Origin of the sequence: Mucilaginibacter sp. (assembly GCF_028287845.1) — a bacterium.
In the GTDB taxonomy this organism is placed as follows: Bacteria; Bacteroidota; Bacteroidia; order Sphingobacteriales; family Sphingobacteriaceae; genus Mucilaginibacter.
Genome location: NZ_JAQBOW010000005.1, coordinates 1 through 15,372, shown reverse-complemented (window position 1 = coordinate 15,372; position 15,372 = coordinate 1). Strand labels below are relative to the sequence as shown.

General features: G+C 40.7%; 8 protein-coding genes. All 8 read left to right on the top strand.

Features of this window, described 5'->3' with window-relative positions:
• The first annotated feature begins 301 nt into the window (after positions 1 to 301).
• The gene (locus JWP71_RS00435) at positions 302 to 2,026 is read left to right on the top strand and encodes a glycosyl hydrolase family 28-related protein (RefSeq protein WP_299495836.1); all 1,725 of its coding nucleotides are present in this window, start codon (positions 302 to 304) and stop codon (positions 2,024 to 2,026) included.
• Between the two features lie 194 nt (positions 2,027 to 2,220).
• Positions 2,221 to 2,778, top strand: a complete 558-nt coding sequence (locus JWP71_RS00430) for a sigma-70 family RNA polymerase sigma factor (RefSeq protein WP_299495834.1) — start codon at positions 2,221 to 2,223, stop codon at positions 2,776 to 2,778.
• A 127-nt stretch (positions 2,779 to 2,905) separates the two neighbouring features.
• On the top strand, positions 2,906 to 3,892 hold the full coding sequence (locus JWP71_RS00425; protein WP_299495833.1) for a FecR domain-containing protein: 987 nt from the start codon (positions 2,906 to 2,908) through the stop codon (positions 3,890 to 3,892).
• Between the two features lie 139 nt (positions 3,893 to 4,031).
• Positions 4,032 to 7,376 (top strand): SusC/RagA family TonB-linked outer membrane protein, encoded by a 3,345-nt coding sequence (locus tag JWP71_RS00420; RefSeq protein WP_299495831.1) that lies wholly within the window; start codon positions 4,032 to 4,034, stop codon positions 7,374 to 7,376.
• A 26-nt stretch (positions 7,377 to 7,402) separates the two neighbouring features.
• A complete protein-coding gene (locus tag JWP71_RS00415; RefSeq protein WP_299495829.1) occupies positions 7,403 to 9,013 on the top strand; it encodes a SusD/RagB family nutrient-binding outer membrane lipoprotein in 1,611 nt (536 codons plus the stop codon).
• A gap of 83 nt (positions 9,014 to 9,096) precedes the next feature.
• Positions 9,097 to 11,016, top strand: a complete 1,920-nt coding sequence (nagB, locus tag JWP71_RS00410) for a glucosamine-6-phosphate deaminase (protein ID WP_299495827.1) — start codon at positions 9,097 to 9,099, stop codon at positions 11,014 to 11,016.
• A gap of 4 nt (positions 11,017 to 11,020) precedes the next feature.
• Positions 11,021 to 13,603, top strand: a complete 2,583-nt coding sequence (locus JWP71_RS00405; RefSeq protein ID WP_299495825.1) for a family 20 glycosylhydrolase — start codon at positions 11,021 to 11,023, stop codon at positions 13,601 to 13,603.
• Between the two features lie 817 nt (positions 13,604 to 14,420).
• Complete coding sequence (locus JWP71_RS00400) at positions 14,421 to 14,846, top strand: ester cyclase (protein WP_299495824.1); 426 nt, start codon at positions 14,421 to 14,423, stop codon at positions 14,844 to 14,846.
• Positions 14,847 to 15,372: the final 526 nt, after the last annotated feature.

The window sequence follows — 15,372 nt, the reverse complement described above, 5'->3', positions numbered from 1 at the left end:
ATTTTTTACTTCCAGTTATACTTGGTTTATATTATGTCAACATTCAATTAAATATAAACTCATGTTTTATAAATAGTTACAGTAAACAGCGCTGCGTTTCCATTTATATTTTGACTTTGGAATTAGCAGTTACCTTATTTATCCCTTTTCTTTGATAGGTCGTTTAATGGCCCACACCACAATGTAATTGTCAATTATAAACCATGAAATCGGATCAAAAAATCTGATCAATTTTTATGCGTGTTTTTTAGATTTAATTACAGCGAAACGGTATATAACCCACCACTTAAAAAATAAAATTATGAGTATCAAATTTAATTGCATCATCATTATTTTGGTTTTTAAAACATTTATTAGCCCGGCGCAGGAAAACCGTGGTGCTACTATTCCCTGGACAACATACGAGGCAGAAGATATGAAAACAACCGGAACTGTCATGGGGCCCAAATACGGTCCATACCAGGTTGAAACAGAATCGTCAGGACAAAAATGTGTAAAACTGAGCGAAAAAGGACAATCTATTGTATTTACATCCAATACAAATGCTAACAGTATGGTAATACGTTTCAGTCTTCCCGATAGTAAGAATGGAAACGGTACAAATTCCACACTTTGCCTATACGTTAATGGAAAACTTATTAAGAATTGTAAAATCAGATCGAATTATGCTTGGCTATATGGAAAATATCCGTTTACAAATAGCCCGGATGCAGGGGTGCCCAGGCACTTTTATGACGAAGTACGAATAAAGGATTTGAAAGTTCGCAAAGGCGACCTGATCAGCATAAAACGCGAAGATCAGGAAGGCGACGATGCTGGTTACAGCATAATTGATTTGGTTGATCTTGAAGATATTGCACCACCATTAAAGGCGCCCGTTAATTCCCTGTCAATTACTGACAAAGCCTTTACAGAAAGTGGCCTTACAACGGACTATACGCAAGCGCTTAAAGACTGCATAGCTAAGGCTATAGAAACCGGCAAGAGTGTCTGGATCCCTGCCGGAACGTTTAAAATTACTGGTGACATCATTGTACCGGCAAATTTAACCATTCAGGGCGCAGGCATGTGGTACTCCATACTGGCAGGTGATGAAACACTTTATACCAATATGAACAGGCGGGTAAGATTAACAGGCGATGGCAGTAACATCCATCTTGCTGATTTTGCTATTGTTGGAAAACTGAATTATAGAAAAGACAATGAACCCAATGATGGTATTGTGGGATCTTATGGAACAAACTCCACTATTTCACGGATTTGGATCGAACATACGAAAGTAGGAATGTGGGTAGAAAATTCACAAAACTTAAAAATTACCGATTGCCGTATGCGGAATACAATGGCCGATGGTATAAATTTTTGTGTTGGTATGAGCCAATCTACTATAAGAAACTGCACCGCGCGCGGTACAGGAGATGATTGCTTTGCCATTTGGCCCGCTACGTTTAAGGTACAAAAATTTTCGCCGGGGCAAAATCTGATAATCAATTGTACCGCTCAATTGCCATTTTTGGCCAATGGGGCAGCTATTTACGGGGGCGAAAGCAATAAAATAAGTAATTGTTCATTTGTTGATATTTCGCCGGGGTCGGCTATTTTGATCAGCACCACCTTTCCAACCGAAAGTAAAGACAAACGCATCAATAATAATTTCAGCGGTACTACGGTTGTTGAAAACTGCGATATAAAAACAAGCGGCGGCTTTGATCATGAATGGGATTGGCGTGCCGCTGTTGAGATATGTATTGATAAGCGTAGCATTGCAGGTATTAACATGCGTAACTTAAATATTGATAACAGCCTGTCGAACGGATTAAGTGTAATTGCTAAAAACGGTGATGGGCAAACCGGTGTGTTAACAAATACTATCCTGCAAAATATAAATATTTCAAACTATGGAATTGGTGTAAAAGGCAGATATGGCCTATACATCTCTAATGGTGCCTATGGTAGCTTAAATGTTAAGCGATCAAATATTCGGGAAATGAAGAATGTATCTGAGAATTTCACGATAGTTCAATAAACAAAACAGTTATTTCTAAGTTGTATATGAGCAGGTGTTTATCCGGCCAGGCCTGCTGTCATTCGCATGGCAACATAAAAGGGATAAGGACCTGATTACTGATATTTTAAGAGTTGCTTTTTATACCGGTAGTTTGCAGGGCGATGATGCGTATTCGTTAACTTTATGTTATATTCGTTTTAAATTAACAACTTGTGAGCGCTATTCATTTACTTGATGATGATCAATTGGCCGGGCTGCTGCGGGATGGAAATGAATTGGCTTTTACAGAGATTTATAACCGGTATTGGGATAAATTGTATTACACAGCTTATAAATTATTAAAAGATACAGACGCGGCCGAAGAGATAGTTCAGGACGTGTTTTTTATTTTATGGAAAAAAAGAGAGACCCTGGCCATTAAATCCTTAGCTGCTTATTTGGCCTCAATGACCCGTTATGCGGTTTATCGTTTGATCTCGAAAGAAAAAAACATAAAAAAACAAGAAAATATTGCCGGTTTGTTAGGGGTAGCGGCTATGTCCGAGATGAATGTCGATAACAAAATATTACTGGAGATCATTACCCTGTTATCGAATAAACTGCCCGAGAAATGCCGCCTGGTATTTCAATATAATAAATTACAGGACAGATCGCTTGCTGATGTCGCTGTGCAATTAAATATGTCGCGGAAAACTGCGGAAGGGCATTTGACAAAAGCCTTAAAAATAATTAGAACCAGCATGGGTAATTTCATGGCTTTGCTATTCTAGGTACCTCCCTATAATTTCGTCTTTTTCCTAAATCCATTCCTTTAATTTCAAAAAAAAGCATTTCGTACCGAGGGTGTTTTGCTCCGACTTGTCTCTATAATATAAAATAAGGTTATAAAAGTTTGAAATGAGCATAAACCAACTAAAGCGCCTGGCGAAAAAATATTTTGCAGGTACCGCATCCGTAGCAGAAAAAGAAATGCTTCATCAATGGTATGACGCTGCCAGCAAGGGCTGGGTGGAAATAGTTGATACCAGCGTACCCGAAACTGAGGAGCAGGTAAAGCAGCGTATATTTAAAAACCTGCAACAACGGATACAGCTTGATAAAGTAGCACAGCCCCCAATAATGAAGGCGGATTATCCTTTAAGACGCTTTTTATGGCCGGCAGCTTCCGTAGCGGCAATTTTATTAATTGGCTTTTTTGCTTTACAGTTATATAATAAGCAAATATTGCCTGTTGAAAAACAAATTGTTAAGGCACCATCAAACAAAGTTATCCGGATCATACTCGCGGATGGATCAAAAGTTTGGCTGAACGCGGGGTCTGTATTTAAATATCCCAAAACTTTTAGTGCCAAAACCCGTGAAGTAGAACTGGTAGAGGGCCGGGCCTTTTTTGACATTAAGCACATGGATAATCATCCGTTTGTGGTTAAAACCAATAATTTAAATGTAACAGTTTTCGGTACCTCCTTTGATGTTCGTGCTTATAAACGCGAAGGCACCACTAAAGTTAGTGTAGTTACCGGTAAGGTTGGTATCACAATACCTAACCAGCCCGCTAAACCGGCTATTATGCTTATAGCTAAAGAGGAAGTTGTTTTAAGTACGGCTACCAAACGCGTGGTTAAGGCAGTTACAAGAGAAGCTGTTGTAAACTTATGGTGTAAAAACGTGCTGGTGTTTGACCAGGAAGATTTGGGCAACGTATTTAAAGCGATAGAAAAAAAGTATAATACCAAAATAACGGTAATGGATAAGGACCTTTTAAAAGAGCACATATCAATAACACTGGGCAACCAGCGCCTCGATACAATAATGGAAATATTAAGTTTTACTAAACACTTTAATTATAAAATGGCCAATGACAGTACAGTAGTTGTTAAATAAGGCATTCCTTTCTTAGTAGCTAAGAAAGAAAAACCGGGAACATAAATGCCCCCGGAATAGATTAGCCGGCTGTAAACATGCTTGATACCCATAAACAGCACAGGCTCAGTTTAATATTTAATTTTAAACCATTACAAATATGAAGAATTTTTACGGCAAATTATTGCCTATACTTCGAAAATGCATGCGCATTACTACAATTATTATTGGAATTCAAGTATGTTGTACCGCAATGTTGGCAGCAATGGGCACGCGCGCCCAGGAAATGAATTTAAATGTTGAAAATGCAAGTGTTAAACAGGTGTTTAAACGTATTGAGCAACAGGCGAATGTAACGTTTGTTTACGATGCGCAGGTAATTAATAAATTACCGGCACTTACCCTGCATATTACCAAACAACCCCTTTCCGAAGTTTTAACCGAGTTGCAGGAAAAAACCCATTTACAATATAAGCTGGTTGGTAATTTTATAGGTGTCGCGCAAAACTCAGGGAGTATGCCCGTACTTACATTAGCCAACCCCGAAGTAAAATCCACCATTAAAATAAGTGGTGCTGTGCGCGATGCAAGCGGACAGCCGATTATTGGGGTAACTGTTTTATTAAAAGGCACACAAACGGGTACGCAAACTAACGAAAACGGGCAGTTTACCATTGATGCTAATATTGGTGATGTACTGGCATTTAGTTATGTTGGCTATATAACAAAGGAAGTTATCATTACCTCACCGGCTCCAATGAGCATATTACTGGATGAAGATTCTAAACAACTTAGTGAAGTTGTAGTGACCGCTTTAGGTATAAAAAAAGAAAGAAAAGCATTAGGCTATTCTATCACAGAAATTAAAGGCGATGAGCTTACCCAGGCACGGGAGCCAAACCTGATGAACTCTTTAGAAGGCAAAGTTGCCGGATTGAATGTCAGCGGTACAGCCGGCGGTCCGGGGTCATCATCAAACGTTATTATTCGTGGTGTGTCAAGTTTAACCCAAACATCGCAGCCATTATATGTAATTAATGGCGTGCCTATGGAAAACAATCCAAACAGTGCTATGGGTACCCAATATGATAACCAGCCCGATTTAGGTGATGCCATTGGTAATATTAACCCGGATGATATTGAATCCATATCCGTATTAAAAGGAGCTGCAGCTTCTGCATTGTATGGTTATCGCGGTAAAGCAGGTGTGATTTTGATCACCACCAAAAGCGGTAAAGGCAACAGCATTGAGTTTAACTCCAATTACGTTGCCGAGTCTGTTATCAATTCAACCAACTGGCAATATGTGTATGGCCAGGGTGCGAATAATATTAAACCCGCCGATGTTACTACAGCTTTTCAATCGGGCCAGTCAAGCTGGGGCGGAAGATTAGATGGAACTAATGTTGTACAATTTGACGGCGTTTCACGTCCCTACATTGCACAACGAAATAATATAAAGAATTTTTACCGCACCGGCGGAACGGCAACAAACACCATTGCCTTAAACAGGAGTTTTGACGGCGGATCGATCCGTTTTTCGGCCAGTGATCTGACCAACAGGGCCATTACGCCTAATTCCGGCTTAAACAGGCAAACATTCAACTTAACGGCTAACTATAATATTACTAAGCAATTAACAGTTGATGTGCGTAATAATTATATACTTGAACAAGCGCATAACAGGCCGTTTTTAAGTGACGGGCCGGGTAACTCTAATTTTAACGTTACCTTATTGCCTACAAGCGTTGATGTGAATGTTTTGAAAAAAACAATTAATGCTGATGGCAGTGAGTATAGTTATTCAGGCAATACGTTTGCAACAAACCCATGGTTTGCTGCAAATAACTTCATTAATAATACCAATAGAGAAAGGTTAATATCATCAGCTACTTTACGTTATAGCTTTGATAATGGTTATTTTATACAGGCACGCGCCGGCAGAGATGCTTATAATGACCGATATACCGCTGTTGTACCTACCGGAACAGCGTATCGTCCATTGGGCACGTTAGGAGAAACCACCACTAATTTTTCTGACCTGAACACCGATGTATTATTTGGAAAAACATTCAAAATACAGGATTTTACGTTAACTCCTAATATCGGCGGAAGTTACAGGCGTACAAAATCAGAGTCGTTTTTAATGGGCGGTAATAACTTTATTGTTCCTGGCGTTTACGTCATATCAAATATAGGCCAGGCAAATCCTACCACCTATACCCCTTCTGATCTGGAAGTACAATCATTATACGGTACCCTGGAGCTGGCTTATAAAAACTACCTGTACCTTACCGGATCGGCACGTAATGACTGGTATTCTACGCTGGCAACACCGGGAATAAATAATCCTTTAAATAAATTTTACCCATCAGTAAATGGATCATTTGTATTCACAGAATTTGTACATAACGATTGGTTAAGCTTTGGTAAACTGCGTGCAGGCTTTGCACAAGTGGGGCAAGCTACCAATCCCTACCAGACCCAGCTGGGCTATAACTTTAACTCATTATTAAACGGCAGTCCGCTTGGTGTAATTGCCAATGTAAATATTCCCAACAGTAGTTTGGTAGCCTCGTTGGCGACAGAGCTTGAAATTGGTACCGAACTACGTTTCTTTAACGATCGTTTAAGTTTAGATGTCACCTGGTATAACAAAAATTCAAAAGATGAGATTGTTGCTGCCCCGGCATCAATTACTTCAGGTTATGGAGGTGCTATATTAAACATTGGTAAATTACAAAACAGGGGTGTTGAGGTGTTAATATCCGGCAGGCCACTTAAATCAACCAGCTTTTATTGGACAACCTCACTTAACGGATCCATCAATAATAACAAGGTTATTGCTTTAGCAGCCGGCCAAACTTCATTGCCGGGGGCTACCTCACGCACAGGCAACGGTTTTACGCAGGATATTGTGGGCCTGCCGGTGAATCAGGTCATGGCCTTTGATTACAAGCGCGATGCCGGCGGCAATATTCTTAAGGATGCAAATAACGTACCGGTACAAGGCGACCTGAGAGCCTATGGCTCTGCCTATGCTAAATGGGTTGCGGGCTGGAGCAACGAATTCTCTTATAAGAAATTCACACTGTCATTCCTGATCGACGGTAAATTTGGCGGAAAATTATTCTCTGCGACAGATTACTATGGTTATTTTTTAGGTCTGCATCAGGCTACATTGGTTAATCGTGATGCACTGGGTACACAGGCAGCTACTTATTATCAAACACTTGCAAATAATGTATCCGGCTTATTTGTTCAGGATGCCACCTTTATTAAACTGCGTCAGGCAACACTTGGGTATAGCTTACCGGCAAATTTGTTCCATGGTGCTGTTAAATCAGCATCAATAAGCCTGGTAGCACGTAATTTATTTTACTTGCTTAAAAGAACGGATAACATTGATCCGGAATCTGATTACAGTTTTAATGCGCAAGGCCTTGAACTAGGTGGTGTACCTGCAACCAGGACCTATGGTTTGAACCTTAATGTTAAATTCTAATATTAACCACTACTAATCTTATTAAGATGAAAAAGATATTTAAATACGCTTTGTTAGCTTTGGCGGGCATAATTTTTTCAACGAGCTGTAGAAAGGATTTTGAAAAAATTAATACGAACCCGGCCACCTATAATCAATCTACTTTTGATCCTAATTATTTGCTAACCAGTGCCCAGTTGGGTTACTCGGGCAGTACAGATTTTAGTTATGATACCTGGAGGGCAAATTTAATTTATTGTTCCACCATGATTCAGGGATTATCAACCGTTATTGGTTACTGGGCCGGGGATAAATATATACTCAACTCTGGTTATACTGCAGCTTATTGGGGATTCTCTGGTACAACACCAACAGGGGGTGACGGCGCTTACCCTGAACAGGTAAGGCCAATAGTTGATATTGTACAATCAACAACAGGTAAGGCACAATATAAAAATCTGCACAATATGGCCCGTATAATGAAGGCGCTTATTTTTGAACGTATTACAGATCTATATGGCGATGTGCCGTACACGCAAGCCGGTGTAGGTTATTATACTAAAACATATTTTCCGGTGTATGATAAGCAACAGGCCATTTATACAGACCTGCTAACGGAAATAGCAGATGCTACAGCACAACTGGATCCTGCTGCTGATAAACCAACAGGAGATAAATACTATAATGGCGACATTGCCAAATGGAAAAAATTTGGTAATACCCTATTGTTACGCGTAGCTATGCGTTTAAGCAAAGTTGATCCGGCTACGGCTAAAATTTATGTAGCAAAAGCTATTGGAAATACCATGACCAGTAATGCAGATGATGCCTTTTTACTGGGCGATGCCACAGGTGGCAGAACTACAGTTAACCGTAACAGCCAGATACTTTTAGGCGACGGCGGCCAGGAAAACTTTTATACCCGGTGGTCAAAAACTTTTATTGATTTTTTAAAGACCAATAATGATCCGCGTTTATCAAAAATAGCCGTAACTAATTTATATGTAACTGATGTTACTAAAGATCAAAATCCTGCTGCTAACTCTAACGCTGCAATACAAAAAGGTATGCCTAATGGTAAAGACCTAAGCGGTATAGCCGCCCAGGATGTGCGCCAGGACCCAAGCTTCACGGCATTTACAGATTACTCATCACCAAGCCCGGCTTTAATAAAAAGGAACGGTCCAACCTTCGTACTTACTTATGGCGAGTCTGAATTGTTGTTGGCCGATGCTGCAGAGCGTTTTGGTATAGCCGGTAGCGCTGCAACCCATTATCATGACGGCATGGTAGCAGCGATGACTTATTTAAGCGAATATGATCCGGCAGCAGCAGTTACTGTTGCGAGCGCTGAAGCTTATGTAATTGCCCACCCTTATGTGCCGGCTACGGGTTTACAAATGATAAATACCCAGTACTGGGCGCTTACCAATACAATGCTTGATTTTTATGAATCATGGTCAAACTGGAGAAGATCGGGTTTTCCTGTTTTAACTCCTGTAAATTATCCGGGTAATAATACCGGTGGTACTATTCCGCGCCGGTTCCCTTATCCGCTAACCGAGGCCGGAAATAACACCGTCAATTATAATGCAGCGCATAATGCTGTAGTCGGCGGCGATCTTTTGACATCCCGTGTTTGGTGGGATGCCCAATAGTTGATTTATTAAAACCCCTGCCGCCTGGCGGGGGTTTTAACTCTGTTAATTTTACCATAAAAATTTAATTGCCTTATATTACTATGCCCAAACTAAATCTACTAGAAGAAACCCGCTACGAAAAACTAACCGTAACAGTATATCCTGATCAGAATATAGCCGCTATACAAGTGGCTAAGCGTATAGCCAAAATTATCATCAATAAACAAGAAAATAGTGAGCCCGCTGTATTGGGCCTAGCAACAGGGGTAACCCCTGTTGGTGTTTATGCGGAGTTAGTGCGTATGCATCGCGAAGAAGGTTTAAGCTTTAAAAATGTGATCACCTTTAACCTGGACGAGTATTACCCCATGAAGCCTACAGCCGCGCAAAGCTATGTGACCTTTATGAACGAGAACTTGTTTAACCATATTGATATTGACAAGGAGAATATTCATATCCCGGATGGAACTTTACCACAAAACGAAATTGCCCAATTTTGCCTAACGTATGAGCAGAAAATTACTGCGTTGGATGGTATTGATATCCAGATTTTGGGTATTGGCCGTACCGGGCACATCGGCTTTAATGAGCCGGGGTCTGCACCTAATTCAGGCACGCGCCTGGTTACTTTGGATGACCTTACCCGAAGCGACGCTTCGCGGGATTTTGGTGGCAAAGAGAATGTGCCGGATAAAGCGATTACCATGGGTATTGGCACCATATTTAAAGCCCGCGAGATTATTTTGATGGCCTGGAACCAAAAGAAAGCTGATATTATTAAAAAAGCAGTTGAAGGCGAAATATCCGGCATAGTGCCGGCTACCTATCTCCAGCTATCAGACCATGTAGAGATTATTTTAGATGAGGGCGCGGCAACTGCACTTACACGTTTTGATACACCCTGGCTGGTTAAAGATTGTGAGTGGACGAACAGGCTTAAAAAGAAAGCAATTATTTGGCTCGCTGATACGCTTGGTAAACCCATACTAAAGCTTACCGAAGAGGATTATAACAATCATGGCATGGCGCAGCTGGCCGTGCAGCAAGGCCCCGTTTATAATATTAATATTGATATTTTTAACCGGGTACAGCATACCATTACCGGCTGGCCCGGCGGCAAGCCGGATGCTGATGATTCGCAACGACCGGAAAGGGCCGAGCCTCCGGTTAAAAAAGTGATCATATTTTCGCCTCACCCGGATGATGATGTTATATCAATGGGCGGCACATTTATCCGTTTGGTTGATCAGGGACATGAGGTGCATGTAGCCTATCAAACTTCAGGAAATACTGCGGTTTGGGATGACGATGTGTTGCGTTATATGGAGTTTGCAATTGATTTTAATAAAAGTATAGGCGATGATCATAATAGGCTGACGGGTATTTATAACGATATGCGTCAATTCTTTGCAGGTAAGTTACCAAATCAAATTGATACTGCCGAAATACGTGAGGTTAAAGGATTTATTCGAAAAAGCGAAGCAATATCTGCAGCGCGTTATGCAGGTTTACCAGATGATCATATTCATTTTATGGCGCTGCCTTTTTATGAAACCGGCAAAACCAGGAAAGATACAGCAGGTGAGGCAGATATAAAATTAACGATAGAACTGTTACAGCAGGTAAAACCACATCAAATATTTGCAGCCGGCGATTTTGCCGACCCACACGGAACACACGTGGCATGTTTTCATATTCTGCTTGCTGCATTGAACCGTTTAAAAGAAACCGAAGATTGGGTGAGAGATTGCTGGCTATGGCTGTATAGAGGCGCATGGCATGAATTTGCTACTTATGAAATTGAGATGGCCGTGCCTTTATCTCCGCAGCAAGTAATCAGCAAACGCAATGCTATTTTCAAGCATCAGTCGCAAAAAGACAGGCCGGTCTTTCCTGGCGAGGATGCCCGCGAGTTTTGGGTCAGGGCCGGTGACCGGAACCGGGAAACAGCACATTGTTATGACCAGCTGGGTCTGGCCGAGTATGAAGCGATGGAGGCTTTTGTGCGCTATGAATTTTAAGCTAATGATTATAGCGATATGGCCGCGTTACCGGGTGCGGGCCTGTGGTACAGGCCGTATCAGCTCTTTAATTTTACTGGCCACGCTGTTAACAGTTAACGCTTTTGCCCAAGTAAGAGCCGTAGATCTGAGTATTAAATGGGGGGTAATTGAAAATAATTATGGGAATAAAGCACAATCTCTTTCAGAACTGACCCTGATTACGCGGCATCAATTTGCGTTACCGGCAAAAGGCTGGAAATTGTATTTCAATTTTGCAGCGCCGGTTGTTCCACTTTCTTCAACAGGCAATGTCAATATTACTCCTGTTAACGGCGATCTTTTTTACCTTTCGCCTACAACAGATTTCAAAGGAATCAATAAAAATGATTCATTAAAAATCCGGTTCGTGGCATCCAACTGGCTAATTAATAAAACAGATGCTCCGGAAGGGTTTTATTTGATATGGGACAATACCCCGACCAGGTATTATGCTATAAGGCCTGTTATTTTAAAACCATCTACCGGGCCAGGACAATTTTTACGTTCGCCTTTAGATAAAATTGAAGTAAGCACACCTCAATTAGTATTTGAACAAAACAAAACCATCCCCTATATACCCGCTGATAGTTTGATAAAAATATTCCCGACACCCCAAACATATCAGCTAAGTGCTGTTAAATTCAAGTTGGACAGAGGCGTTAAGGTAATTGCCGATGCCCGGTTTAAAGCAGAAGCCTTGTATTTAAAAGAGGAGCTAGCCAGGTTATTGTTACCTACGGTTACCCCATCAAAAAATACCATAAACCTGGTAAAAAAACAAATGCCGGAAGAGGCTTATGAACTGGAAATAACCAATAATCGAATAACGATCGCAGCAGCATCAGGCGCTGGTATTTTTTATGGGTTGCAATCACTTAAAACATTGATATCGCCGTTGGCCTACGGCAGCGCCCAAAAAGTTATCCGTATACAAGGGGTGAAAGTTGCTGATCAACCGCGCTTTGGTTACAGGGCCGTTATGATAGATGTGGCGCGCAACTTTCAGTCTAAAAAGCAACTACTAAAACTGCTTGACCTGATGGGTTTGTATAAATTGAACGTACTCCACTTTCACCTTACTGATGACGAAGGTTGGAGGCTGGAAATACCTGCCCTGCCTGAGCTGACAGCCATTGGAGCTAAAAGAGGCCATACACTTGATAATAACCAAAAGTTGCAGCCGTCATTCGGATCCGGTCCTTTCACTAGTAACCGTTCAGGTAGTGGATTTTACACTAAGGCCGATTTTATTGAGCTGTTGAAATACGCTACCGCGAGGCATATAAAAATCATTCCTGAAATTGAAAGCCCGGGACATGCACGTGCTGCAATAAAGGCAATGGATGCGCGATATAATCGCTATGCCAGGCAGGGTAAAATGGTGCAGGCAAACCAATACTTGCTGCATGACAGGATGGATAGCTCGAAATATACTTCTGTACAGTATTGGAACGATAATGTGATTGATGTTTCCTTACCATCAACGTATAATTTTATGGAAATAGTTACGCGGGAGATAAAAGAAATGTATGCCGCAGCACGAGCCCCGCTCCAAACCATACATTTCGGCGGTGATGAAGTACCCGCCGGTGTATGGGAAAGATCGCCGGCTTTTTTCAGATTAAAGAAAGCTGATACAGCGATAAAACGTACGGATGACTTATGGCCCTATTATTACCGCAAAATAGTTCATATGTTAAACGCAAATGGTTTATATCTCACCGCATGGGAAGAAGCGGGCTCAAACAAAATTGTGCAAAACGGCAAAATGACAAGTGTTATTGATACAGAGCTGACGGATAAAAACGTACACCTGGAAGTGTGGAACAATGTATTGGGTTGGGGTTCAGAGGATCTGGCTTATAAATTGGCCAACCGGGGTTACAAAGTTATATTATCATGTGTGACCAATCTTTATTTTGACCTTGCCTATGTGAAAGCGTTTGATGAGCCCGGCTATTATTGGGGAGGGTATTCGGATGTAGCTAGTTCATTCCGCTTTATACCTTATGATTATTTTAAAAACCCGGCAAAAGATAGGATGGGTAATACAGTAAACCCATTGTTTTTTTTAAATAAAGAAAAATTAACCGCTGCAGGAAAAAATAATATTATCGGTTTGCAGGGAGCTCTGTGGGGCGAGAATTTACACAGCGCCGCAAAAATGGAATATATGTTATTGCCCAAATTATTGGGATTAGCAGAACGGGCATGGGCCAGGGAGCCTGCCTGGGCAACAGCAGCTGATACAATTAACAGCGTCTTGTATGATGATAGCTGGGCGAGATTTGTAAATATATTAGGCCAGCGTGAACTTCCCCGCTTAACCTATTACGCGGGCGGGTTTAATTATCGCATACCAAGTGCGGGCGTAAATAGGGCCAACGGCCATATCATTGCAAACTCCGGTTTGCCCGGTTTTGAAATTCATTATACTACCGACGGTAAAACACCAACCCTAAAAAGCGCTGTTTTTAAAGATTCTGTCAAAACCGGGCACTTAAAAATAGGTTTATTTAACCCTGCGGGACGGTCAGGGCAAATAGTAACTCTTGAAAATAAATAGGAGTTTTCCAGAGGTTAGCTACCGGCACGCTTCGCCGCAGGCTGCTTATTTGATAAACGCCGGGTAATGCAAAAAGTACAGGCAAGTGGTTCAAGGTAGGTCAATGGTAGGCCAGGGTCAATGTCATTAAGTTAAGAGAGATCATTTTAAAAAATGCGCCGTAGGGGCAAAATGTCGGTAGAAAATATCATATAAATTATTTGGCGTGCCGTCAGGTACGCAACATCGGCGAGGTTTCGTACCTGACGGCACGGGCATTTCTTTGGTATTTATTCTTCTACCGACCTTGAACCCCGATGGGGTTTCTCTTAACTTAATGACATTGAGGTCAGGGTAGGTCAGGTAGGTCAGATCAGGTAGGTCAGGGTAGATCAGGTAGGTCAGCCACATCTTGCTCCATTCTAAAACAAAAAAGCAAAGATTTTCGACTTGAAAATGGACTCAAAACGTGACTATCCCGCTCTGAAATTATTAGGAAGATCAGGATATTTTTAAAACAATATTACTTTTAAGCTGTGTTTAATTAGAGAAGCTTTCATGTTTTTTCATTCTCACACCTACCATAGCGCTATTTCAGCCAATAACCTTTCTATCAAACCGCATATAAAATTTATTAAATAAATCTAAAAAATTGAAAGGAGATAAATTATTGAAAAGAAACAATTTAAATGTTAGGTATTATTTAGCCCTTATTAGCATTTTCAACAACTAATAAAGTTATTCAGAATTTGTAGGCTATAAAAACAACGAGGCCAAAAAACATTAAAGGAAATGCCTACCCCAATAAATGTAGGCACTAACCATAATTTTTAAAAAAATGCAAACACAATCAAAAAACACAGCCCCTGTTGAAAGGTTTTTCAACGAGGTAATTAACTTGCACAAACCGGAAGTATTAGACCAACTTCTGAGCACCGATTTTGTTAGCCATGATTACCCTAAGCCCCATATCAATAATAGCAGAGAGTCATTAAAAGATGGGATGAATGCGATGATTAAGGCATTTCCTGATATCAATATAAAGATAGAAGATATGAGAGAAGCGGGAAATGAAGTAGTAACCCGTGGCACCTGGACAGGTACACAAAAAGCCGACTACATGGGAATTACAGCGACAAATAAAAAAGTAAATGTACATTTTATTGATATCTGGAAAGTTGAGGATGGCAAACTAAAGGAAAATTGGGTACAGATGGATACAATGGAATTGATGCAGCAACTGGGCAAGATACCGCTTTCCTGAAAATGATTAAAGCAGGTTTTGCCTTGGTAGTTGTTTTCATGTACAACCTGAAAATAACTACCAAGGCAAAATAATCCTGTTAATCCCGTCTATCCTACCAATCTTGATTCAGACAAGGCAGTGGCCCACGTTAGGGATAGGAGCGGATACCGGCCCAAAGCCTAATGCCTGCAGGCGTATGAGTGTATAGCCTGTTAAAACGCCCAAATCATTGTCGTATTCTATTACTTTACTAATAAAACACAATATGTAATGTGCCTGCACAATTCAAACACTCACAATCACAGCATAAAATTAAGATGCAAAGTATTGTATTTCTACGAATTCAATTTTAAAAAGGGCATATAAGGATGTACAATCCAACCCCTCACTTAATCAACCAATAAACTATCTTACCATCTATTGTAATTGTGTAATAATACAACTATCTTTGCACCCACAATTAATAGAATTATTTACGCTTTAGTATTATTCAAGTAATGTATTTAAGTAAAGAAGCAAAAACAGAGATTTTTGCAAAACATGG